At 69.4% G+C, this 22,213-nt stretch carries 20 protein-coding genes and 1 tRNA gene; 12 read left to right on the top strand and 9 right to left on the bottom strand.

Features of this window, described 5'->3' with window-relative positions:
- Positions 1-245: 245 nt before the first annotated feature.
- Positions 246-1,433 (bottom strand): amino acid deaminase/aldolase, encoded by a 1,188-nt coding sequence (locus NZH93_RS35050; protein WP_259627581.1) that lies wholly within the window; start codon positions 1,431-1,433, stop codon positions 246-248.
- Positions 1,434-1,521: 88 nt separating this feature from the next.
- On the opposite strand from NZH93_RS35050, the gene NZH93_RS35045 reads away from it, so the two are divergent.
- On the top strand, positions 1,522-2,826 hold the full coding sequence (locus tag NZH93_RS35045) for a D-arabinono-1,4-lactone oxidase (RefSeq protein ID WP_259627580.1): 1,305 nt from the start codon (positions 1,522-1,524) through the stop codon (positions 2,824-2,826).
- On the opposite strand, the gene NZH93_RS35040 is transcribed toward NZH93_RS35045, so the two are convergent.
- From NZH93_RS35040 to NZH93_RS35030, 3 genes are all read right to left on the bottom strand, one after another.
- Entirely contained in the window at positions 2,823-3,452 is a 630-nt protein-coding gene (locus NZH93_RS35040) for an NAD(P)H-binding protein (RefSeq protein ID WP_259627579.1), read from the bottom strand. The genes NZH93_RS35045 and NZH93_RS35040 overlap by 4 nt on opposite strands.
- Before the next feature lie 14 nt (positions 3,453-3,466).
- Entirely contained in the window at positions 3,467-4,084 is a 618-nt protein-coding gene (locus tag NZH93_RS35035; protein ID WP_259627578.1) for a hypothetical protein, read from the bottom strand.
- 1,054 nt (positions 4,085-5,138) lie between these two features.
- A tRNA-Leu gene (locus tag NZH93_RS35030) sits at positions 5,139-5,221 on the bottom strand.
- 117 nt (positions 5,222-5,338) lie between these two features.
- On the opposite strand from NZH93_RS35030, the gene NZH93_RS35025 reads away from it, so the two are divergent.
- From NZH93_RS35025 to pknB, 7 genes are all read left to right on the top strand, one after another.
- A complete protein-coding gene (locus NZH93_RS35025; RefSeq protein WP_308214273.1) occupies positions 5,339-6,535 on the top strand; it encodes an FHA domain-containing protein in 1,197 nt (398 codons plus the stop codon).
- A gap of 51 nt (positions 6,536-6,586) precedes the next feature.
- A complete protein-coding gene (locus NZH93_RS35020; protein ID WP_259627577.1) occupies positions 6,587-7,048 on the top strand; it encodes an FHA domain-containing protein FhaB/FipA in 462 nt (153 codons plus the stop codon).
- The gene (locus NZH93_RS35015; RefSeq protein WP_259627576.1) at positions 7,045-8,451 is read left to right on the top strand and encodes a PP2C family protein-serine/threonine phosphatase; all 1,407 of its coding nucleotides are present in this window, start codon (positions 7,045-7,047) and stop codon (positions 8,449-8,451) included. The genes NZH93_RS35020 and NZH93_RS35015 overlap by 4 nt, the downstream gene beginning before the upstream one ends.
- A 3-nt stretch (positions 8,452-8,454) precedes the next feature.
- Positions 8,455-9,918, top strand: coding sequence for an FtsW/RodA/SpoVE family cell cycle protein (locus NZH93_RS35010; protein ID WP_259627575.1), 1,464 nt, complete (start codon positions 8,455-8,457; stop codon positions 9,916-9,918).
- Entirely contained in the window at positions 9,915-11,390 is a 1,476-nt protein-coding gene (locus NZH93_RS35005; RefSeq protein WP_259627574.1) for a peptidoglycan D,D-transpeptidase FtsI family protein, read from the top strand. Before NZH93_RS35010 ends, NZH93_RS35005 begins: the two co-directional genes overlap by 4 nt.
- The gene (locus NZH93_RS35000) at positions 11,390-12,835 is read left to right on the top strand and encodes a protein kinase domain-containing protein (protein WP_259627573.1); all 1,446 of its coding nucleotides are present in this window, start codon (positions 11,390-11,392) and stop codon (positions 12,833-12,835) included. The genes NZH93_RS35005 and NZH93_RS35000 overlap by 1 nt, the downstream gene beginning before the upstream one ends.
- An 86-nt stretch (positions 12,836-12,921) precedes the next feature.
- Positions 12,922-14,910, top strand: coding sequence for a Stk1 family PASTA domain-containing Ser/Thr kinase (gene pknB, locus NZH93_RS34995; RefSeq protein WP_259627572.1), 1,989 nt, complete (start codon positions 12,922-12,924; stop codon positions 14,908-14,910).
- A 108-nt stretch (positions 14,911-15,018) separates the two neighbouring features.
- On the opposite strand, the gene NZH93_RS34990 is transcribed toward pknB, so the two are convergent.
- Complete coding sequence (locus tag NZH93_RS34990; RefSeq protein WP_259627571.1) at positions 15,019-15,663, bottom strand: aminodeoxychorismate/anthranilate synthase component II; 645 nt, start codon at positions 15,661-15,663, stop codon at positions 15,019-15,021.
- A gap of 65 nt (positions 15,664-15,728) precedes the next feature.
- On the opposite strand from NZH93_RS34990, the gene NZH93_RS34985 reads away from it, so the two are divergent.
- Positions 15,729-17,072 (top strand): FAD-dependent oxidoreductase, encoded by a 1,344-nt coding sequence (locus NZH93_RS34985; protein ID WP_259627570.1) that lies wholly within the window; start codon positions 15,729-15,731, stop codon positions 17,070-17,072.
- Between the two features lie 55 nt (positions 17,073-17,127).
- On the opposite strand, the gene NZH93_RS34980 is transcribed toward NZH93_RS34985, so the two are convergent.
- A complete protein-coding gene (locus NZH93_RS34980; RefSeq protein WP_259627569.1) occupies positions 17,128-17,286 on the bottom strand; it encodes a hypothetical protein in 159 nt (52 codons plus the stop codon).
- A complete protein-coding gene (locus NZH93_RS34975) occupies positions 17,286-18,173 on the bottom strand; it encodes a class E sortase (RefSeq protein WP_372506964.1) in 888 nt (295 codons plus the stop codon). Before NZH93_RS34975 ends, NZH93_RS34980 begins: the two co-directional genes overlap by 1 nt.
- A 359-nt stretch (positions 18,174-18,532) precedes the next feature.
- Here NZH93_RS34975 and crgA point away from each other — a divergent pair, with 359 nt between their 5' ends.
- Together crgA and NZH93_RS34965 are read left to right on the top strand one after the other, a co-directional pair.
- The gene (gene crgA, locus NZH93_RS34970) at positions 18,533-18,799 is read left to right on the top strand and encodes a cell division protein CrgA (protein WP_259627568.1); all 267 of its coding nucleotides are present in this window, start codon (positions 18,533-18,535) and stop codon (positions 18,797-18,799) included.
- A 237-nt stretch (positions 18,800-19,036) separates the two neighbouring features.
- Entirely contained in the window at positions 19,037-19,471 is a 435-nt protein-coding gene (locus NZH93_RS34965; protein ID WP_259627567.1) for a PH domain-containing protein, read from the top strand.
- Here the strand turns inward: NZH93_RS34965 and NZH93_RS34960 are convergent.
- Both NZH93_RS34960 and NZH93_RS34955 read right to left on the bottom strand, forming a co-directional pair.
- Positions 19,468-20,286: a rhomboid family intramembrane serine protease gene (locus NZH93_RS34960; RefSeq protein ID WP_259627566.1), complete on the bottom strand. Its 819-nt coding sequence runs from the start codon at positions 20,284-20,286 to the stop codon at positions 19,468-19,470. The genes NZH93_RS34965 and NZH93_RS34960 overlap by 4 nt on opposite strands.
- Before the next feature lie 78 nt (positions 20,287-20,364).
- Positions 20,365-20,913 carry a peptidylprolyl isomerase gene (locus NZH93_RS34955; RefSeq protein WP_259627565.1) on the bottom strand — a complete coding sequence of 183 codons (549 nt, stop codon included), beginning with the start codon at positions 20,911-20,913 and terminating at the stop codon, positions 20,365-20,367.
- A 63-nt stretch (positions 20,914-20,976) separates the two neighbouring features.
- On the opposite strand from NZH93_RS34955, the gene NZH93_RS34950 reads away from it, so the two are divergent.
- Positions 20,977-21,714, top strand: a complete 738-nt coding sequence (locus NZH93_RS34950; protein ID WP_259627564.1) for a hypothetical protein — start codon at positions 20,977-20,979, stop codon at positions 21,712-21,714.
- The last annotated feature ends 499 nt before the right edge of the window (positions 21,715-22,213 follow it).

The following is a 22,213-nucleotide window of genomic DNA, read 5'->3' as shown; positions in this document are numbered from 1 at the left end:
GGTGCGGCCGGGGGCCCAAGGGCGAGGAAGGGTTGCGGTTGCGTTCGGTGCGGGGGGGGGGCGGCCGGGGGGGGCCGAAAGAGGTGGGCTGTGTGTCTAGTTGTCCACAGGCTGTCCACAGGGGTTGTCCACAGGCTTTGAGGCTTGGTCTAGCCCTAGTGGGTGGTGGTCGGGTTGACCACTAGGGATAGACGTCCTCCTGTTGTCCACAGGGTGAACTGGACCACTGTCCGCAGGTCAGGGTGTTAGCCGAAGCTTTGGCCTTCGCCTCTGTAGGTGGGGATGGTGCGTTCCACGTCGTTGCCTGCCAGGAGGTGTACGTGGGTGAAGCGCTCTGCTAGTTCGCCTGCTTTTGCGTGACGCATCCACACCCTGTCGCCCAGTCTTAGTGAGTCCGCCGCTTTGCCCACGACTGGGGTTTGGACCTCTCCTGCGCCTTCCAGTGAGAGTGTTGCCAAGCCCGCTGGTAGGTAGGGGCTTGGTTGGCGGTCCTGGGTGGCTGTGCCTGAGGCGATGTAGCCGCCTGCGAACAATGTCGCGGTGTTCTTTGCCGGGCGGCGGACTACTGAGAGGGCGTAGAGGAACGCTGGTTCCGGGTGGAAGGTTCGGTAGGCGTCGAAGAGGGTTGGGCCTACCAGGCCTGAGCCTGCTGCAAGTTCTGTTACCGACGGGTCGGAGCCGGTTACTTCCAGGCTGCCTGTGCCGCCGCCGTTGACGAATTCCAGGTCCACGACTGTTCTGACCGCTGCTACCGCTGCGCTGCGGCGTTCGATGAGTTCCGCTGCGCTTCGTTTTTGCATCCAGCGGACCGCTGCTCCGCGGAAGGGTTGGCCTGGGGGGTTGTCGCCCAAGCCCGCGATTTGGCCTTCGTAGGCCATGACGCCCACGAGGGTGAAGCCCGTGCGGCCGGAGATCTTGCGGGCGAGTTGGCCCGCGTCTCGGGCGCTGTGGATCGGTGACCTGCGGGAACCCACGTGCAAGCCGGGTAGGGGGCGCCAGGAGACGTCCAGTTCCAGGCAGATGCGGATGGTGGGGTGGTGGGCGCCGAGTGCGGCGTCGATCAGGTCCAGGTGGGCGAGGGAGTCGACCACCAGGGTTACCCGGCTCAGTGCGGTTTCGTCCCTGGCCAGCGTGCGCAGCGCGCCGTGGTCGACGGTGGGGTACGCGACCAGCAGGTCTTCGCTGAGGTCGTGGCTCGACAGCCAGAGCGCCTCGGGGAGCGAGTAGCACATGACGCCGGCGTAGCCGGGCTTCGCCAGGACGCGTTCCAGCAGGTCGCGGACGCGGACCGACTTGCTGGCCACCCGGATCGGTTTGCCGCTCGCGCGGCGGACCAGGTCGGCCGCGTTGTGGTCGAACGCGTCCAGGTCGACGATCGCGAACGGAGGATCGAAGTCCTTCGTTGCCGTGTCGAGGCGGGTTCGGCGCTGCATGGCTTTACGGTACGTCCTCAAGCCTTGAAATGTGAATAGCTTTCACCTACGGTTCGTATCGTTCGTCACAGTCCGAGGAGGGGCGTGCATGAGGGCCCAGTGGACCAACTGGGCGGGCACCGCGTCCGCCTCGCCGCACCGGGTCGAGCACCCGGCCAGCACCGACGCCATCGCTCACGCGATCACCTCCGCTCGGGCTGACGGGAGGTCGGTTCGCCCCCGCGGCAGCGGACACTCGTTCTCCGAGATCGCGGTCGCTCCCGGTGTCGCGCTCGATCTGAACGCGTGGACCGGGATCATCTCAGCCGACGGCGAATCCGGCCTGGTCAAAGTGCGGTCGGGCACCACCGTGCGGCAGTTGAACGCGGGTCTCGAACGGCTCGGGCTGGCGATGGCGAACCTCGGCGACATCGACGCGCAGACGATTTCCGGTGCCATCTCGACCGGGACCCACGGGACCGGCGCGAAGCTCGGCGGGCTGTCCGCCCAGGTCGAGTCGCTCGAACTCGTGCTGGCCGACGGCTCGGTCACCTCGTGCTCGGCGAGCGAGAACCCCGACCTGTTCAACGCCGCCCGGCTCGGCCTCGGCGCGCTCGGCGTGATCAGCACCATCACCCTGAAGTGCGTGCCCGCGTTCGTGCTGCACGCCCGCGAGACCACCGGTCACCTCGACTGGATCCTCGCGGAGTTCGACGACCTGACCGCGGTCGAGGACCACGTCGAGTTCCACTGGTTCCTGCACGGCGACGGCGTCCTGGTGAAGCGCAACAACCGGGTCCCCGCCGACCACGAGGCGAAGCCGCTGTCGAAGCTGCGGCAGTTCTACGAGTACGAGGTCATGGAGAACACCGTGTTCGGTGTGGTGGCCCGGCTCGCGCGGGCGGTCCCGGCGACCGCTCGGCCGTTGAACAAGCTGTGCGCGGCGGCGTTGTCGGAGCGGGTCTACAGCGACCAGTCGCACCGGGTCTTCGTGTCACCCCGGCGGGTCCGGTTCGTCGAGTCCGAGTACGCGGTGCCGCGCGAAGCGCTGCACGAGGTGGTCCGGGAACTGCGGGCCGCGGTGCGGAAGCTCGACCACGGCGTGATCGTGCCGGTCGAGGTCCGCACCGCGCAGGGCGACGACATCTGGCTGTCCACCGCGTCCGGCCGGGACTCGGCCTACATCGCGGTGCACCAGTTCCTCGGGATGCCCTACCGCGAGTACTTCGACGTGTTCGAGCGCATCGCGGCCTCGGTCGGCGGCAGGCCGCACTGGGGCAAGATGCACACGCTCGGGGCCGAGGTGCTGCGCGAGCGCTACCCGCACTTCGACGACTTCCGCCGCGTGCGGGACGAGGTCGACCCCGAGCACGTCTTCACGAACCCGTACCTTGACCGGGTGCTGGGCGCCTAGATCGGCGCGTCCCCGCTGATCACCTCGAGGGTCTTGCCGACCGTCTCCGGCCTGTCGATCAGGGCGAGCACGACGGCGGCGACGTCGGCGCGGGGGATCGAGCCCCTGATCACCTTCTCGGCCAGTTCGACGCGGCCGGTGGCGGGGTCGTCCGTCAGCGCTCCGGGGCGCAGGATCGTCCAGTCGAGATCCCGCGCCCGCAAGTCCTCTTCGGCCGCGCCCTTCGCCTTCAGGTAGACGGCGAACTCGGGCGACACCGACGGGTCGTCGGCCTTGTCGATGCCCGTCGAGCTGATCTGCACGAAGCGCCGCACACCCGCCTGCTCGGCGGCTGCGGCGAACAGCGCTGCCGCGTCCCGGTCAACGGTCCCCTTGCGGTCCGGCCCGCTTCCGGGCCCCGCACCAGCGGCGAACACCGCGGCGCCCGCACCGGTCAGGTACTCCGCCACGGCGGCGACGTCGGCCGCTTCGAGATCACAATGAACAGGTACCGCTCCAGCCGTCCACACGTCGCTGAAGTGGTCGGGGTTGCGCACCAGCGCGGTGGCCGAATCCCCTCTGGCGGCGATGAGCCGCTCCAACTCCAACGCGATCTTCCCGTGGCCGCCGGCAATCACTACTCGCATGCTCCGACGGTAGGTCAGGAAGCGGTTGCGAGCACCTGCTCGTAGACGAGTTCATTCACCCAGCGCGTGGTCGCGGTGTCCTCGACCGGCACGTACTCGTTGCGGCCGGTGACGTCCGTGGTGACGTTCGACTCGGCGTCGGCCATCAGGACCGAGACGCCGTAGCGGCGCACGCGGGGCAGGCAGTTGGTCAGGTAGTCGTGGGTGAAGGCGACCGACGTGGGCAGGACGACCGCGGCGTTGCCGTAGCGGGCGAACGGGACGGCGGACGCGAGCGCGGTGCGCCAGTGGCGGGCCACGGCGAGGACGCCGACGATCTTGACGGCGGACGGGGGGACCCGGCCCTCCATCTCGGGCCACACCCAGGTGGACACCGTGGTGCGGTCCGCTTCGGGGCCCGCTCCGACGCACACGCGCTCGGCGTGGGCGTCGGCCATCAGCTCGGCGACCACCACGACTCGGCGACCCATCAGGACCATCTCGGGCAGCACGACCCCGTGCCACCCCAATCGGATGGCCGCGGACGCGGCGAGCTCCTCGGTGGTGCCGGGGAGTTCGGGAACCGGAACAGCAGTGGCCGACGGCGCCCGTGTGTCACCGGGTACCGCGATCCGTGCTGGTGTGCTGCTCACGCCAGGGCCTCCCTCGGGAATCACGGTCGGGAAGTTCCGCCGTGTTTCGACTCGTGCTCTGGATAATTGGTAGCAGGAGGACCGGGCCGTGCCTCCAGGCCGAAAGGGGCCCTGCGATCGGCGGCGTCGAGCGGTCGGTGACCGGTAGATAGCACCCTCGGGGAGTTCAGCCCGACGGTGCCGCCGTCCGGGTGATGCCGGTGTGGGCGGTCGGGCCGAAAGGCGAGCTGACAGTAGGCGTGGATCGCCTCCGGGATTCCGCTCGTCGAGGGGCGCCCGGACGGCCGCCCGACCGCTTGTCGACCGTTCAGCGCGCCAAATCGACCGGACGACCCGAGAACCACTGGTCAGACGACCGGAACGGTCCTGTCCCCCACCGCGGCGCCGACCGCGCGACCAGCGCGTCCACAGCGCCGGTCGGGCCGACGACCAGCTCGGCGGGTCCCCCCTCGACTCCTGGGGCCTCCACGGGCCCCACAGCGGCCTGCCCGGCGGTCGGGAGAAGGTCGGCGCGGACCGTGTCGTTCGCCCACCAGGTCCCTCGACCGCCCCCGCGCCCGTCGACGCCCGGAACCAGCGGGAACGCGGGTCGCGGGGAGTCGTCACCGCGCGGTGACGACCTCGTGGCGCGAGCCGGTTCACCCCAGCGGTCGCGAGCCGGTCGAGTACATCTCCGGGACCCCGTACCGACTTGGGGGTTCGGTCGACCCCGGCGTTCCGCCCCGGATTCGACGACCGTGACGACCCGCACATGTCCTCCGTCACTCGACCGGGTGACTGAGATCACCCATGCCGGAACCGAATCAACGGCGGGGCGGACGATCAACGAACTGGCGGCCGTCCGCAGTGGTGGCGGCGCTCGCGAATGGCCCAACCAGGACAGACCAATCACCGTCACGGGCCACTCCCGCCGTCCGCGGGGCCGACCGCTCCCGGCGATCACCGGGCGGGCCAGGTCGAAGATCGCTGGTGGCGGTCGGTGGAGCGGGTCGGTCGTGAATGCCAGAAGGCCCTTGACCGCGTACTCTGCGGTCAAGGGCCTTCTGGGTAAGGATGGGCGAGGGGGGAGTTGAACCCCCACGTCCTTTCGGACACACGGACCTGAACCGTGCGCGTCTGCCATTCCGCCACTCGCCCGGAGCGACGTGGTGAACACTAGCACGCCCTCTGGACGGGTTACCAATTGGCCCGTGTCCCACCACGTCAGCCCGGATACGATCGGGGTCGGAGTCAACCGAGTCGGAGGGTGTTGCCGTGGGCCTCGTACAGCGCTTCGAGCGCCGTCTCGAAGGCATGGTCGGAAATACCTTTGCGCGCGTGTTCGGCGGAAACGTCGTGCCGCAGGAAGTAGCGCAGGCGCTTCAGCGTGAGGCCGAGAGCAACATCCGCGAGCTCGCGGGTGGCAGACTCCTCGCGCCGAACCACTATGTGGTCCTGCTCGGCCCGCAGGACCACGATCGGCTTGCCGGTGACGGGCAGGATGAACTACGCATCACCCAACTCCTCGGGGACTCCCTCGGGGAGCACCTGGCCGAGTTTGGGTGGGATACCTATGGTGACGTCGTAGTCTCCCTGGAGCGCTCCGACGCGCTGCACACCGGACAGTTCCGAACCAGCTCGTCCGTCGACCCCGATGTGAAAGTTGCCAGCCGACGGTCAGCACCACCTCGCACCGCAGGAGACCGATCCATGAGCCAGCCTCCCGGCTACGGACAAGGACAGGGCCAGCCCGGCCACGACCCCTATGGGCAGGGCGGTTACGGCCAACAGCCGCCACAGCCCGGTTACGACCAGGGCTACGGCCAACAACCGCCGCAGCAGGGTTATGACCAGGGCTACGGCCAGCAGGGTTACGACCAGGGCTACGGCCAGCAGCCCGCGCAGGGCTACGACCAGGGTTACGGGCAGCAGCCCGCCCCCGGTGGCTACGACCAGGGTTACGGCCAGCAGCCCCAGGGCTACGACCAGGGTTACGGCCAGCAGCCCGCCCCCGGCGGGTACGACCAGGGCTACGGGCAGCAGCCCCAGGGCTACGACCAGGGTTACGGCCAACAGGGCTACGACCAGGGTTACGGCCAGCAGGGCGGCTACGGGCAGCAGGGCGGTTACCAGGACCCGGCGGCGGGCTACGCGCCCCCGGCCGTGCAGTCCGGACCCCGCACGCTGAACGCCACGCTGCACCTGGACGACGGCTCGAACCGCACGTATCCCCTGAAACAGGGGGGCAACGTGGTCGGTCGCGGGCAGGAAGCAGACTTCCGCCTACCCGACACAGGAGTCTCCAGGAGGCACCTGGAGATCACGTGGGATGGGCAGAGTGCAATGCTCGCGGATCTCGGTTCGACCAACGGCACGACAGTGAACGGCACTCCAGTGCAGACTTGGCAGCTCGCGGAAGGCGATGTCGTCCGCATCGGCCACTCCTCACTGGTGTTCCGCACGCAAGGCTGAGGTCGATACGGGCGTCGGTGACAGCACTCAAGGCAGGAGCGGTTACAACCGGTGCCAGAGCTGGTGATGCAGCTGACCAGAGCAGGTTTCCTCGTCCTGCTGTGGTTGTTCGTGCTGGCCGCACTTCGGGTGGTCCGCTCCGATCTCTACGCTGCCTCGGGGTTGCGGGTCTCAGTCCCCGGCTTCCGAAGAAACGCGGAAAAGGCCGCCAAGGGGAACAAGGCCCCCCGGCAACTCGTGGTCACTCACGGGGCGCTGACGGGTACCCGGATCTCCCTTGACGGCAGGCCGATCCTGATCGGCCGCGCAGACGATTCGACGCTCGTGCTGGACGACGACTTCGCGTCGACCCGGCACGCGCGCATCTCGCTGCGCGGCACTGACTGGTACGTGGAAGATCTCGGTTCCACGAACGGCACCTACCTAGACCGGGCGAAGGTCACGGCACCCCTCCGGGTCCCGCTCGGCTCTCCGATCCGAATCGGCAAAACGGTGATCGAGCTGCGCTCATGACCCTCGTCCTCCGATATGCGGCCCGCAGCGACCGGGGCCTGGTGCGCAACAACAACCAGGACTCCGTGTACGCGGGCCCCCGCCTGCTCGCACTCGCCGACGGCATGGGTGGCCATGCTGCCGGTGAAGTCGCGAGCAAAGTCGTGATCGCCGCCTTGGCCCCGCTGGACGACGACGAGCCGAGCGACGACCTGCTCGGCCAGTTGCGCGAAGCGGTCATCGCGGGCAACGGCGCCATCTCCGAACTCGTCGCCAGCGACCCGGACCTGGACGGCATGGGCACGACGCTCACCGCCGTCCTGTTCGCCGGGAGCAGGCTGGGGATGGCCCACATCGGCGACTCGCGTGCCTACATGATGCGAAACGGTTCGTTCTCGCAGATCACGCACGACGACACGTTCGTCCAGTCGTTGATCGACGAAGGCCGGATCACCGAGGAGGAAGCGGCCACGCACCCGCAGCGGTCACTGCTGCTGCGCGCGCTGACCGGCCACGAGGTGGAACCACGCCTCATGGTCCGCGAAGCGCGTCCGGGCGACCGCTACCTGCTCTGCTCGGACGGCCTCTCCGGTGTGGTCAGCCTGGAGACGCTCGACGAGGCGATCCGGATCCCCGATCCGCAGGCGTGCGCCGACCGGATGATCGAGTTGGCGCTCAAGGGCGGTGGGCCGGACAACGTGACGGTCATCGTCGCCGACGTGGCCGACATCGACTTCGGCGACGACGCGCCGATCATCGGCGGTGCCGCCGGTGACGGCAGCGCCGACCCGCCGCCACCGGACTCCCCCGCCTCGCGGGCGAGTTCGATCACCGGTCCGCGGCCGATCCCGGTGCGCGCCGAGGCTCCCCCGCCCCCTCCGGACCCCAAGATCAAGCGGCGACGCAAGGTCAAGGCGGTCCTGCTGGTGTTCTTCCTGCTGCTGCTGGTCGCGGCGGCGGGTCTGGGCACCCGGTGGTGGGTGATGCGCCAGTACTACATCGGCGCCACGGACGACGGCCAGGTGTCGATCTTCCGCGGCGTCAGCGGCAGCTTCCTCGGCCTCTCGCTGCACGCGGTCGCCGAGGGGTCGTGCCCGCCCGGCTCCGAAGCCGCGTGCGAGCCGATCACGATCAACGACCTCCGGGTCTCCTCGCGTGACGTCGTGCGCAACGGCATCACGAAGGGCGGCCTGGAGGAAGCCAGGGAAGGCATCCGCAAGCTCCGCACGGAGCAGGTGCTGCCGCCGTGCGCCGACGCCTCCAAGCCGTCGACCTCGGTGACGCCGACGACCACCACCACCGTGCCGCCGTCGGGGGCGACGACGACCACCGAGACGTCCCAGGCGACGACCAGCTCGGAAGTCACCCCGTTGCAGACCCCCACGCAGACGCCGGGCACGGACTGCCGACGGAAGGGCCAGTAGTCGATGGGTTCGCCGGTCCCCACCGGGGAGGCGCCGCTCTCCGCGGCGACCAGCACGTCGCCAGGCTTGAGGCCGCCCACGAGGCGGGGTACCGAACTCGTCATGCTCGGGTTCGCCTCGGCCCTGGTGACGGCTGCCCTGATCCTGGTGGAGGCGAACCAGGAGCAGGCACTGACGATGCAGATCGTCTACTACGGCCTGGCCTACATGGCGTTGTTCGCGGTGGCGCACCTCGCGGTTCGGAAGTGGGCCCCGTACGCGGACGCGGTGATCCTGCCGTGCGTCGCGCTGCTCAACGGCCTGGGCCTGGTGATGATCCACCGGATCGACCTGGCGTTCGAGGGCAAGGTCATCCAGGGCGAGCTGTACTCCGCGAAGGCGCCGAAGCAGGTGCTGTGGACGGCGGTCGCGCTGGTCCTGTTCTGCCTGGTGCTGAAGTTCGTGAAGGACCACCGGACGCTGGCCAAGTACGGCTACACCGCGGGTCTGGTCGGCCTGGTCGCGCTGATCCTGCCCGGCATCCTGCCGAGCTTCATCGCGCCGGAGATCAACGGCGCGAAGATCTGGCTGACGTTCGGCGCGTTCTCGATCCAGCCGGGTGAGTTCGCGAAGATCCTGCTGATGGTCTTCTTCGCGGCCTTCCTGGTGTCCAAGCGCGACCTGTTCACGGCGGCGGGCAGGCGGTTCCTCGGTCTCGACCTGCCGCGGGCCCGCGACCTCGGTCCGCTGGTCGCCGCGTGGGCGGTCGGCGTGAGCATCATGGTGCTGCAGAAGGACCTCGGCAGTTCGCTGCTGTTCTTCGGCATCGTGCTGGTGCTGCTCTACGTGGCCACCGAGCGCGCGGCGTGGGTGGTGATCGGCCTCGTCCTGTTCTCCGCGGGCGCGATCGTGGCGTGGAAGCTGTTCAACCACGTGCAGCAGCGCGTGGCGAACTGGGTCGACCCGCTGGCGACCTACAACGACGCGGGCGGCGGCTACCAGATCGCCCAGTCGCTGTTCGGCCTCGGCACCGGCGGCATTTTCGGCGCCGGGCTCGGCGCGGGCAGGCCGGACCTGATCCCCGAGGCGAACACGGACTTCATCACGTCCGCGATCGGCGAGGAGCTCGGCTTCGTCGGCCTGTCCGCGATGCTGCTGATCTACGCGGTGTTCGCGCTGCGCGGCCTGCGCAGCTCGATCGCCGTCCGGGACAGCTTCGGCAAGCTCCTCGGCGGCGGGCTCAGCTTCGCGCTGTGCTTCCAGGTCTTCATCGTCGTCGGCGGTGTCACCAAGCTGATCCCGATGACCGGCATCACCGCACCGTTCCTGTCCTACGGCGGCTCTTCGCTGCTGGCCAACTACGTCCTCGTCGCGCTGCTGCTGCGCATCTCCGACGCCGCGCGCGGCCCGAAGGTCACGCCGAAGCCGAAGCCGCAGCAGCCCGCCATCGCCGACCAGTTCACTGTCATGGTGGAGCGTCCGAAATGAACACACCGCTCCGCCGCGTCGGCATCGCCATGATGGTGATGATCCTGCTGCTCATGGGCAACGCGACGTACGTGCAGGTGATCAAGGCCGACGACTACCGCAAGGACGACCACAACCGCCAGCGCGTGCTGCTGAACGAGTACTCGCGGGAACGCGGCCAGATCATCGCGAGCGACGGCACCCCCCTCGCGAACGTCAAGGGCACCGGCGACTCGTTCAAGTACCAGCGCGTCTACACGAACGGCCCGGCGTACGCGCCGGTCACCGGCTACTACTCGCTGATCTACGGCAGCGGCGGCATCGAGCGGGTCGAGGACGACCTGCTCAACGGCTCCGACGACCGGCTGTTCGCGCGCAGGCTGTCCGACGTGATCACCGGTCGCGACCCCAAGGGCGCGAGCATCCAGCTCACCGTCGACCCCAAGGTCCAGCAGGCCGCGTACGACGAGATGACCAACCGCGGTTTCACCGGTTCGGTGGTCGCGCTCAACCCCCAGACCGGGGCCATCCTCGGGATGGTGAGCACCCCGTCCTACGACCCGAACCGGCTCGCCAGCCACGACGGCGACGAGCAGGAGACGGCGTGGAAGGAGTACACCGCCGAGGACGGCGACCAGCCGACCATGAACCGCGCGGTGCGGGCGACCTACCCGCCCGGCTCGACCTGGAAGGTCGTCGTGTCGGCGGCGGCGCTGGAAGAGGGCAAGACCAAGGACACGCCGCTCACCGCGGCCGGGTCGATCACGCTGCCGAACACCAACACGCAGCTCCCCAACTTCAACGGGACGCCCTGCGGCGGCGGCGAGACCGCGACGCTGGAGGAGGCGCTCGCGAGGTCGTGCAACACGGCGTTCGCCGAGCTGGCCGGTGAACTCGGCGACGCGAAGCTGACCAAGCAGGCCGAGAAGTTCGGCATGAACGACAACAGCCTGACGATGCCGCTGACGGTGGCGCAGTCCACCTACGGCCCGGTGCCGGACAAGGCGGCGCTCTTCCAGAGTGGCATCGGCCAGCGCGTCGTCGAGATGACCCCGATGGAGAACGCGGTCATCGCCGCGACCATCGCCAACGGCGGTGTGCGGATGAAGCCGTACCTGGTGCAGAAGCTGATCGCACCGGACCTCGAGGTCATCGAGGAGACCAAGCCGGACGAGGCGGAGTCCGCGGTCAGCGCGAACACCGCCAACACCCTGCGCGACATGATGCTCAAGTCGGAGACGAACACCGGCGGCGAGGGCAGGCTGAGCGGCGTGAACATCGCGTCGAAGACCGGTACCGCCGAGCACGGCGTCGACCCGGCCGCGGTGCCGCCGCACGCCTGGTACATCGCGTTCGCGCCCGCGGAGAAGCCGACCATCGCGGTCGCGGTGATCGTCGAGAACGGTGGCGACCGCGGTCTGGGCGCCACCGGTGGCAAGGTCGCCGCTCCCGTCGGCAGGGCGGTCATCGGCGCCTACCTGGCTGGCCGCTGATGCTCATCACCGGCCAGCTCCTCGCCGAGCGGTACCGCCTCAGCAGGCGGATCGCCGTCGGCGGCATGGGCGAGGTCTGGGAGGCCGAGGACACCAGGCTCGACCGCAACGTCGCGGTCAAGGTGCTCAAGGCCGACCTCAGCGGGGACGCCGAGTTCCTCACGCGCTTCCGCATCGAGGCGCGGACGACCGCGTCGCTGAACCACCCCGGCATCGCCGCGGTGCACGACTACGGCGAGACCGCGTCCATGCCGGACGGGCCGGAGGACACGGCCTACCTGGTGATGGAACTGGTCGAGGGCGAGCCGCTGGCCGCGATCATCGCGCGCGGCAGGCTCACCGTCGACCGCACGCTGGACGTGCTCCAGCAGGCCGGGACGGCGTTGCAGGCCGCGCACGAGCGCGGGCTGGTGCACCGGGACGTGAAGCCGGGCAACATCCTGGTCACCCCCACCGGCAAGGTGAAGATCACCGACTTCGGCATCGCGAAGGCGGCCGACGCCGCTCCGGTGACCCGCAACGGCATGGTGATGGGCACCGCCCACTACATCGCGCCGGAGCAGGCGCTCGGCCACGACGCCGAACCCGCGAGCGACGTGTACGCGCTGGCCGTGTGCGGCTACGAGTGCCTGACCGGGCACCGGCCGTTCCGGTCGGAGAACGCGGTCACGGTCGCGATGATGCACATCCGCGACATCGCGCCGCCGCTGCCGCCGGACGTGCCGGGGGGTCCGCGCGCGCTGATCGAGGCCACGCTGGTCAAGGACCCGAGGAAGCGCTACCGCAACGGTGGCGAGTTCGCCGAAGCGGTCGCCGCGGTGCGGTCGGGCAGGCCGCTGCCGACCCCGTCCGGGCTGGCCATGGCCACGGGACCGGTGATGACGCACCCCGGTCTCCAGATGTCGCACCCGTCGTCGCAGCCGGGGTTCCCGCCCGTGCAGCAGGTCATGCAGTCGGGTCAACACCCCATCCAACACAACACTCCGCACACGGGTACTTTCCGTCCGTTGCCGAATCCGCCGCGGCCTCAGGGGAGAGCGAGGGCCGTTTTGTGGGTTATGGTCGGTCTCCTGGTCGTCGCGCTGATCGTGCTAGGGGTCTTCGTGCTGCGCGCGGTGTTGAAGGACGGTGGAGACGCCGGATCGAGTCAGAGCACCACGGGAGCCCGTCCTGTGCAGGAGTCCCAGCCCAGCGCGGCCGGGGACCTGAGTTCCGCGGACAAGCTCCCCGGCACGCCGCTGGTCCGGATCGAGAAGTCGGACTACCTGGACCTGCCGGTGAACCAGGTGACGGAGAAGTTGGCGAGCAGGGGGCTGCAACCCGAGTCGCAGACGAACCAGGGCGGGCAGCCTCGGGACCAGGGCCGGTGCATGGTTTCCGACGTGTCGCCGGTGGGTGAGGTTGCGATCGGCTCACGGGTGAGGGTGACCTGTGTGCCTGGATGACCGGAACGCGCCAGGCTGGGCGAGCACGAAACCGAACTGCTAGACACGATGGTTAGACCGTTGACGAGGAGCGGGACGACGCACTGATGAGCACTCCGCGACTGCTCTCCAACCGCTACGAACTGGGTGAGACCCTCGGCTACGGCGGTATGTCGGAGGTCCACAAGGGCCGCGACGTTCGTCTCGGCCGTGACGTGGCGATCAAGGTGCTTCGAGCCGACCTCGCCCGCGACAAGACCTTCCAGGAGCGCTTCCGCCGGGAGGCCCAGAACTCGGCGGCGCTGAACCACCCCGCGATCGTGGCGGTCTACGACACCGGCGAGACGCAGACGGAGTACGGCCCGCTGCCGTACATCGTCATGGAGTACGTCGACGGCCGGACGCTGCGCGACATGGTGAAGACGCAGGGCCCGCTGTCGGGCAAGCGCGCCATGGAGGTCATGGCGGACGTGTCGGCCGCGCTGGACTTCAGCCACCGGCACGGCATCGTGCACCGCGACGTGAAGCCCGCCAACGTCATGATCACCCGCTCCGGCGCGGTGAAGGTGATGGACTTCGGCATCGCCCGCGCCGTCCACGACGGCCAGGCCGCCGTGACCCAGACCGCGGCCGTCATCGGCACCGCGCAGTACCTCTCCCCCGAGCAGGCGCGCGGCGAGGCGGTCGACGGCCGTTCCGACGTGTACGCGTCGGGCTGCGTGCTGTTCGAGCTGCTCACCGGCGAGCCGCCGTTCACCGGCGACTCCCCCGTGGCCGTGGCCTACCAGCACGTGCGGGAAGACCCGAAGTCGCCGTCGTCGCTGAACCCGAACGTGACGCCCGCGCTGGACGCCATCGTGCTGAAGGCCATGGCGAAGGGTCCCGCGAACCGGTACCAGTCGGCCGCCGAGATGCGCGCGGACCTGGTGCGCGTGCTGTCCGGCCAGCGCCCGTCGGCGCCCGCCGTGATGACACCGGAGGACCGCACCGCGGTCCTCAACCAGACGCCGCGCACCGAGGTCGTCTCGTCCGGCAGGCACCGCCCGTCGGCGCTGCGCGACGAGCAGAACGAGTACGACCCGCTGGCCGAGGAGGACGCCGAGCGCCGGGCGAAGCGCAAGAAGGCGACCATGGTCACCCTGGTCGTGCTGCTGTGCATCGCCGTGATCGCGCTCGCCGCGTGGATCACGTCGAGCCTGCTCGGCGACAACACCAGCGCGGGCTCGGACAAGGTCCCGGTGCCCGGCGTGACGGGCAAGACCCTGGCCGCCGCGAAGGCGAGCCTCGACGAGGTCGGCCTCAGGTACAAGATCGACCCGGTGCCGTGCCAGCCCGGCGAGAACGGCGCGGCCCCGCGCTGCACCGCCGACGACATCGACAAGGTCTTCGCGATCGACCCGGCCCCTGGCACCTCGGTGCCGAAGCTGACCGAGATCACCCTGACCTACGGCACCAGCCCGGACCAGATCGCCGTCCCGGACGTGGCGGGCATGACGCCGCAGGAGGCGCAGGCGAAGCTGAGCGCCGACGGCTGGGGCTTCGTCCAGGGCCAGGAGACCGTCGAGGTCGAGGACAACGCCAAGGTCGGCAAGGTGGCCCAGCAGAACCCCCAGGCGGGGGTGAAGGCCGCGAAGGGCGCCGTGGTCACGGTCCTGCTCGGCAAGGGACCGGACACCGTGCAGCTCGCCGACGTGACCGGGCAGTCGGTCGGCGACGCGACCTCGACGTTGCAGCAGGCCGGGTTCAAGGTGACGACGAAGGAAGCCGACAGCGACCAGGACCAGGGCCAGGTCGTGGGCCAGACCCCCAACCCCGGCCGGGTGGCCAAGGGGTCGACGGTCACGTTGACGGTGTCGAAGGGCAACCAGATCGTCATGCCCGACCTCACGGGCATGACGGAGGCTCAGGCCAAGAACAAGCTCAACCAGAGCGGCTGGAACGGCGAACTGGTCGTCACGGACAAGCCGGCCACCACGGACATCAGCAAGAACAACAAGATCCAGGGGCAGGACCCGAAGGCGGGCGCTCCGATCGTCAAGAACCAGCGGGTCGGCATCTCCGTCGCCGAGTTCAAGGTCGGCGGACCGTCCAGCTAGGTTCGGACTACCGCAAGGGATTGGGCTTTCGCGGCCCACATCCCAGACGGAGAAGGCCCCCTCGACGAGTGTCGAGGGGGCCTTCTCCGTGAACGGGGTCAGGGCCGGCTAGGCCTGGCGGGCGGCGGAGGCGAGGGTGCGCATCCCGTTCTCCAGGGTGGCGACGGTCGACTCGGGCACCTCGTGGCCGCACGCGGCGAGCCAGTTCGCCAGCATCCGGTGGCCGCCCTCGGTGAGCACGGACTCCGGGTGGAACTGGACGCCCTCGACCGGGAGTTCGCGGTGCCGGATGCCCATGACGATCCCGGTGTCGGTCTTGGCCGTCACCTCGAACTCGGCGGGGATCGTGTCCGGGAGCACGGTCAGCGAGTGGTAGCGGGTGGCCGTGAACGGGTTCGGCACGCCCTTGAGCACGCCTTTCCCCGTGTGGTGCACCACACTGGTCTTCCCGTGGAGCAGTTCGGGGGCGAGGTCGACGGTGCCGCCCCACACCGCGCCGATGGCCTGGTGACCCAGGCAGACGCCGAGCACCGGGACGCCGTTCGCGGCGCAGTGCCGGATCACGTCCATGCTCGCACCCGCCTTGTCGGGGGTGCTCGGACCAGGGCTGACGAGGACTCCGCCGACGGTGTCGATCTCGGCGAGGTCCACCTCGTCGTTGCGCCGGACGACGCACTCCACACCGAGCTGGGCCAGGTACTGGACCAGGTTGTAGACGAAGCTGTCGTAGTTGTCGACCACGAGCACGCGCATTCCCACAGCGTAGCCGTGACAATGCTCTCGTTAGAAGTGAGGTTAGGCTCACCTAAACTATGCTCATGAGCCGTTCTCTGCGAGTTGCGATCGTCGGCGCCGGCCCGGCGGGCATCTACGCCGCCGACACCCTGACGAAGTCCGACACCGAGGTCAGCATCGACCTCTTCGAGCGGCTCCCCGCCCCCTACGGACTGATCCGCTACGGCGTCGCCCCCGACCACCCGCGCATCAAGGGCATCGTCAGCGCGCTGCACCGGGTGCTCGACCGCCCGCAGATCCGGCTCTTCGGCAACGTCGAGTACGGCGTCGACCTGAAGCTGGGCGACCTGCGCGAGTTCTACGACGCGGTGATCTTCTCCACCGGCGCCGAGAAGGACCGCGAGCTGGACATCCCCGGCATCGACCAGCAGGGCAGCTTCGGCGCCGCCGACTTCGTCTCCTGGTACGACGGCCACCCCGAGGTCTCCCGCACCTGGCCGCTCACCGCGTCCAGCGTCGCCGTCCTCGGCGTCGGCAACGTCGCCATCGACGTCGCCCGCGTCCTCGCGAAGACCGCGGACGAGCTGCTCACCACCGACATCCCCGACAACGTCTACCAGGGCCTCAAGTCCAGCCCTGTCACCGACGTCCACGTGTTCGGCCGACGCGGCCCCGCCCAGGCGAAGTTCACCCCGCTCGAGCTGCGCGAACTCGACCACTCGCCGAACGTCGAGGTGGTCGTCCACCCCGAGGGCATCGAGTTCTGCGCCGCCAGCATGGCGCTGATCCGGTCGAACAAGCAGGTCGAGATGGTCGTGAAGACGCTCCAGGAGTGGGCGATCCGCGACCAGGGCTCCCGGCCCCGCAGGCTGCACCTGCACTTCCTCCAGTCGCCGGTGGAGGTGCTCGGCGACGGCGAGGTCACCGGGCTGCGCACGGAGACGATGGAGCTGACCGGTGACGGCGGCGTCCGCGGCACCGGCGAGTTCACCGACTGGCCGGTCCAGGCCGTGTACCGGGCCGTCGGGTACCTGAGCACGCACCTCGCCGAACTGCCGTTCGACCACACCACCGGGACCGTGCCGCACCAGGCGGGCCGCGTGCTGGACATGGACGAGCAGGCGCTGCCCGGCGTCTACGTGACGGGGTGGATCAAGCGCGGGCCGGTCGGCCTGATCGGGCACACCAAGGGCGACGCGCTGGAGACCGTGACGAGCCTGCTGGCCGACGCGCCGCTGCTGGCCGCGGCAGCGCGGCCGGAGCCCGACGCGGTCGTGCGGTTCCTCGACCAGCGCGGGATCCGCTACACCACGTTCGACGGCTGGCGGCAGCTCGACGAGCACGAGCGCGAGCTCGGTCGGGCCGAGAGCCGGGAGCGGATCAAGGTCGTCGACCGGCACACGATGGTGTCGGTGTCGCGCGGCTGAGCGCCCGAAGCGTTCCGAGGGGCCTTCCGCGGTTGCGGAAGGCCCCTCGGCGTTTCTACGACGGGGTCGTGACGTTGTTGAACGGCAGCAGCGGCTCGGCCCACGGGAACACCACGAACATCAGCAGCGCGATGATCCCGAGCGCCAGGACGAGCGCCTCGACCACGCGGACCGGCGTCGGGCCCGGCAGGTGCCGCCAGATCCAGCCGTACATCACTGCTCCTTCAGCTCTGGCGGCACGAAACCGTTGGCCTTCGGGTAGCTCATCGTCAGCACGGCGTGCACGATCAGCCGCTGCTTGTCGGAGAACCGCGGGTGGCACGTGGTCAGGGTCATCAGCGCGGCCTGCTCGGCGACGGGCAGCTCACCGGCGAAGTGCGGCACCGGGCTGATCACCTCGCCCTGCTGCGGCGTCACGATCTCCTGGCCGACGGTCTTCGAGTACGGGCCGCTCGCGGGGTTCGACGAGTCCTTGAGCGGCGCGACCTTCGCGCACTTCGGGTTCTTCGCCTTGCCCTCGGCCCACCCGGCTTCCTCGCCGGAGGTCGGCAGCATCCGGTAGACGACCCACGTGGTCTGCGTCTCGACCACGATCGCGTCGCACGACGACAGCAGGTCGAGGTCGTTGAACGGGGCTCCCTTGCCGACGCGGTGACCGGCCACGGCGAAGTTGCCGGGGTTGCCGGGCAGCGCGGTGCCGACGTAGTGGCCCGGCCCGACCTCCAGGTGCTTGTCGGTGGTGCCCTCGACGATCGAGAAGTGGTAGTCCGGCCCGAACACCGGGATGTACATCTTGGCGAAGGCCTTGCCCTCGATCAGGTCGTACTGGACCTGGCGCTGGGGGTCGACCGGGGCGACGGTGTTCGACTCGTTCCACTGGTCGTCGAGCGCGGTCGTCGCCTCGTCCTGCTTGCCCGCCGAGATGAGGTCGGTGACGTACACCTCGTAGACCACGAACAGCAGGATGACCAGACCGGCCGTGATCATCAGCTCGCCGAAGCCCCGAACGGCCTTGCGGGCGACTCCGTCCGGCGGTGCCGGACGCGGGATCTTGACCGTTTCAGGCTCGGTCTTGGGGAGCACGTCCTCGTGCTTGTGCACAACCCTGGGGAGGACCTCCGTCGCCGCTTCCACCGGGCGTGGGCGGGGTGGTGGCCGCATCGGGCGCCGACCGGCACCAACGGGCGCCACAGGGCGCTGACCAGGGACGGGCCTGCCACGAAAGGGCTCCTGAGAGGCCGGGTATGGCCTGGGGCGGGGCGCGTGTGGCGGCTGGCCCGGACGGCCGCCTGGCGGCGGTGGCGGGTCGTAGCTCACCGAGAAACCTCCCGAGCCGAGGTGAATGCGAAAGACGCCGATCCGCAGAGCACTTCGCGGACCTGCTCGGTTACGTTAACGTGTTCCTCCAGCAGTGGACGTAAACTCGCGCCACTGGAGGCAATACACCAGGCGAGGACAGAATGCCGAAGTCCAAGGTCCGAAAGAAGGCCGTTTACACCGCGCCTACCGATCGCCGCACGCCGGTGAAGGTCAAGGCAGCCGGGCCTTCGCACCCCCTCTACATCGCCGTCATGCTGGGTGTGATGCTGCTCGGCCTCGCTTGGCTGGTGGTCAACTACATCGCCGGTGACAAGATCCCGGTGATGATGGACCTGGGGTCCTGGAACTTCGGCATCGGCTTCGCGCTGATGATCGTGGGCCTGCTGATGACCATGAAGTGGCGCTGACCACTTCGACCACGCGTCCCCACCCGGCCCGGACCACCTCGGTCCGGGCCGGTGCGCGTCCGGCGCTCACCGGGCGTCATCACCCGTCCTGGTGACCGCAGGTCCAAAAGTAATCCCCATTGGGGACAACCCCTGTGGACAACTTTGCGCCATTTTGCACAAGCCCCCGGTAGCGGGCTCCAGTTGTCCACAGGTTCCGTACGGGAGATCTACCGCCCGTGCGGGACACTCGACCCCGTGACACCACTTCCGTCGGCCGAGCCGACCACCCGGAGCTGGGCCCCGCTACCCGGCGTCGTCGCGCTGGCCTGGGGATTGGCCGCCGTCGCGCTCCTCGCGGCCCTGCTGGCGGGGGAGAACACCGCCCGGCTGCTGATGGGTGTGGCGGCCGTCCTGGGCGCCGCGCTCGGCACCTACGGGGCGGTGGTGCGGCCGCGGCTGCGTGTGGACGACTCCGGCCTGCACGTGCGGACGTTGACCGGGGTGCACGACTTCCCGTGGCACGAGGTGAAGGTCCGGCCCGTCGTGACGCGCAGGCTCGGCCGCGAGTCGCACAGCCTCGAACTGGACTGGGAGCGCGGCGAGGACGAGCACCTGGTCGTGCTGACGTGGCTGGACCTCGGCGCCGACCCGAGGGACGTCGCCGAGGTCCTGCACGCGTTGCGGCCCTAGAGCCCGATCTGGGTCGAGCCCACGAGCACCAGGCCGATCAGCACCAGCGTCGTGGCCGCGACCAGGCCGCCCTGCCACAGCTCGCGGCGTTCCCGCGGCGCGTAGATCAGGCCCGCGGCCAGACCGGCGCCGACGGCGAGGCCACCGAGGTGGCCGACCAGCGAGATGCCGGGCAACGTGAAGCTGAGGACCACGTTCAGGCCGATGACGGCCAGCGCGGTGCCGGGGTTGAGCTTGAGCTTCAGCACCGCGACCAGCATCGCGCCCATCAGGCCGTACACGGCCGTCGAGGCGCCCGCGGTCAACGCGTTCGGCGAGCCGAACAGGAACACCGCGACGTTGCCGCCGAACATGGACACCAGGTAGAGCGCCAGGAACCGGACCCGCCCGAACGCGGGTTCCAGGTCCCGGCCCAGCACGTACAGCGCGAGCATGTTGAACACGATGTGCGTCGGTCCGTAGTGCAGGAAGCCCGCTCCGAGCAGCCTCCACCACTCGCCGAACAGGGCGACGCCCTGCGGCCAGAGCACCAGCGCCTCGAACACCTCGGAGCGCTGGTTGTTCAGCGCGCTCTGCGCCTGGACGGCGGTGAGCACGAACATGAGCACGTTGACGACGATCAGGACCGGCATCACCAGCGGACGCGTACCGACCTCGGCGCCCACGAAGGTGCGGGGACGGCGGACCGACCCCTGCGACTCGCGGACGCAGTCGACGCACTGGTAGCCGACCGACGCGTCGCGGAGGCACTCCGGGCACGCCGGACGTTCGCACCGCACGCAGCGCAGCCTGGTCTGCCGATCGGGATGCCTCACGCAGACCGGGATTTCCGGCTGCGCACCGATCGGCTCACCAGGCGGCGGAGGAACTGCCGAGTTGCTCACCGGAACGGGTCAGTACCGCTCGATGGCCACGGAGTTGATCACCACGTCGGTGGCGGGCTTGTCGCCCGCCAGGGTCGGCGCGGCGCCGATCTTGTCCACCACCTGCTGCGACTCGGTGTCGGCCACCTCGCCGAAGATGGTGTGCTTGAAGTTGAGCCACGTCGTCGGGCCCACGGTGATGAAGAACTGGGAGCCGTTGGTGTTCGGCCCGGCGTTCGCCATCGCCAGCAGGTACGGCTTCGTGAACTGGAGCTCGGGGTGGAACTCGTCCCCGAACTGGTAGCCGGGACCGCCGCGGCCGGTGCCGGTGGGGTCACCGCCCTGGAGCATGAAGCCCGCGATGACGCGGTGGAAGATCGAGCCGTCGTAGAAGGGGCCCGAAGCTTCGCCCTTGGCGTTGGGCTTCGAGTACTGCTTCGTCCCTTCGGCCAATCCGACGAAGTTGGCCACCGTCTTGGGGGCGTGGTCGGGGAAGAGGTTGATGCGGATGTCGCCCTGCGAGGTGCGCAGAGTCGCCGTCACCTTGGTCCCGACGAAGGATTCGTTGCTGTCAGCCACCACACCATCGTGCCATCCCGGGCGCGGATGTTCAGGAACGGGCAGGATGGGTATGCCTAGTGCATGACTGACCGACAGCTACTGGAGCGCGATATGGACGAGGTGCAGGCCATGACCAAAGCCGGTGAGTCGGTCGGGAAGGCCGTCGGAACCGGTTTGCGCGCGGCGCGCCGCGGCGCGGTCCGCGCCGGGCACGTCGGAGCGGAAACGGCGGTCCAGCTTGCCGGGAAGGCCGAGACCAAGCTCGCCGAGCGCGGCGTGACGGCCGACCAGCTCCGCGGCATCTTCGCGGAGACGGCGGACGTGCTGGCCACGAAGGCCGAGGAGGTCGAGAAGTCGACCCGTCGGACCAGGAAGAAGCTGGCCAAGCAGCGCAAGCAGCTCGCGAAGCGCGGCGGCCAGACCCGCGCCGACCTGATGGGCAAGGCCGAGGTCATCCGCAAGGACGTCGCCAAGGCCGCGGTCCGCGCCCGCAAGGACGCGAAGGTGCGCGCCAAGGACGTCCGCAAGGCCGCCAAGCAGGCCCGCAAGGACTTCGCCCGCGAAACGCCGAAGAGCCACCGCCGCTGGCCGTGGATCCTCGGCATCCTCACCGCGGGCGCGGTGGCCGGGTACGTGGCGCTCACCAAGCGCCCCGAGGAGGTCCACCTCCACGAGGAGCCCACGACCACCACGACACCGCCCACCCCGGCAACCACCACCCCGGTCCCGACCCCGCCGCCAAGCCCGACCGACACCACCCCGCGCGGCACCGACGCGGACCACGCACGCAACGGCCAGGTGGCAGACCGCAAGGCCTGACCCCCGACCCACGCCGCCCAGCCTCGACACCGATCAGTCGGCGTCGGGGCTTCGGTGTGTCCGGGTACCGATCACGTGCGCAACCACCGGACGCCCAGGTCAGGCACCATCCGCAGCGGCTCGCCGCACCAAGCACCACCACGCGCGCCGTGGCGACGTGAAGGACGACCGACGGGCCCCGACCGCGCGGAGGTCGCGGGGGAACTGGGCGTGGCGAGGACGCTCGGGAACGGCCGCGCGCGCTCGTCCTGAAACCCACCACGCCCAGGTCAAGCGCGAGCACCACCAAGATGAAGTACGACCCGGCCAGCCCGAGGCGTCTAACCTCCACCGCGCCCAGGTCAAGCCCGAGCACCGCCAACTGAAGTACGACCGGCCAGCCCGACCCGTCGAACCTCCATCACGCCCAGGTCAAGCGCGTTCGACGGCAGCGACCCCACCTCTCGCCCGAGCCCCGTCCTACGAGCACGCGGACGTCGACCGGCCGGGCTCCAGCGCA

The organism is Umezawaea endophytica, assembly GCF_025061645.1.
Lineage (GTDB): Bacteria > Actinomycetota > Actinomycetes > Mycobacteriales > Pseudonocardiaceae > Umezawaea > Umezawaea endophytica.
Note: the sequence above shows the minus strand (reverse complement) of the source record. Positions and strands in the feature narration are given on the sequence as shown.

What these genes read in the sequence shown, in the direction of transcription:
- NZH93_RS35050 (WP_259627581.1), bottom strand. Translation starts at nt 1,433, where the DNA reads ATGCAGCGCCGAACCCGCCTCGACACGGCAACGAAGGACTTCGATCCT.
- NZH93_RS35045 (WP_259627580.1), top strand. Translation starts at nt 1,522, where the DNA reads ATGAGGGCCCAGTGGACCAACTGGGCGGGCACCGCGTCCGCCTCGCCG.
- NZH93_RS35040 (WP_259627579.1), bottom strand. Translation starts at nt 3,452, where the DNA reads ATGCGAGTAGTGATTGCCGGCGGCCACGGGAAGATCGCGTTGGAGTTG.
- NZH93_RS35015 (WP_259627576.1), top strand. Translation starts at nt 7,045, where the DNA reads ATGACCCTCGTCCTCCGATATGCGGCCCGCAGCGACCGGGGCCTGGTG.
- NZH93_RS35010 (WP_259627575.1), top strand. Translation starts at nt 8,455, where the DNA reads ATGGGTTCGCCGGTCCCCACCGGGGAGGCGCCGCTCTCCGCGGCGACC.
- NZH93_RS35005 (WP_259627574.1), top strand. Translation starts at nt 9,915, where the DNA reads ATGAACACACCGCTCCGCCGCGTCGGCATCGCCATGATGGTGATGATC.
- NZH93_RS35000 (WP_259627573.1), top strand. Translation starts at nt 11,390, where the DNA reads ATGCTCATCACCGGCCAGCTCCTCGCCGAGCGGTACCGCCTCAGCAGG.
- pknB (WP_259627572.1), top strand. Translation starts at nt 12,922, where the DNA reads ATGAGCACTCCGCGACTGCTCTCCAACCGCTACGAACTGGGTGAGACC.
- NZH93_RS34990 (WP_259627571.1), bottom strand. Translation starts at nt 15,663, where the DNA reads ATGCGCGTGCTCGTGGTCGACAACTACGACAGCTTCGTCTACAACCTG.
- NZH93_RS34985 (WP_259627570.1), top strand. Translation starts at nt 15,729, where the DNA reads ATGAGCCGTTCTCTGCGAGTTGCGATCGTCGGCGCCGGCCCGGCGGGC.
- NZH93_RS34980 (WP_259627569.1), bottom strand. Translation starts at nt 17,286, where the DNA reads ATGTACGGCTGGATCTGGCGGCACCTGCCGGGCCCGACGCCGGTCCGC.
- crgA (WP_259627568.1), top strand. Translation starts at nt 18,533, where the DNA reads ATGCCGAAGTCCAAGGTCCGAAAGAAGGCCGTTTACACCGCGCCTACC.
- NZH93_RS34950 (WP_259627564.1), top strand. Translation starts at nt 20,977, where the DNA reads ATGACTGACCGACAGCTACTGGAGCGCGATATGGACGAGGTGCAGGCC.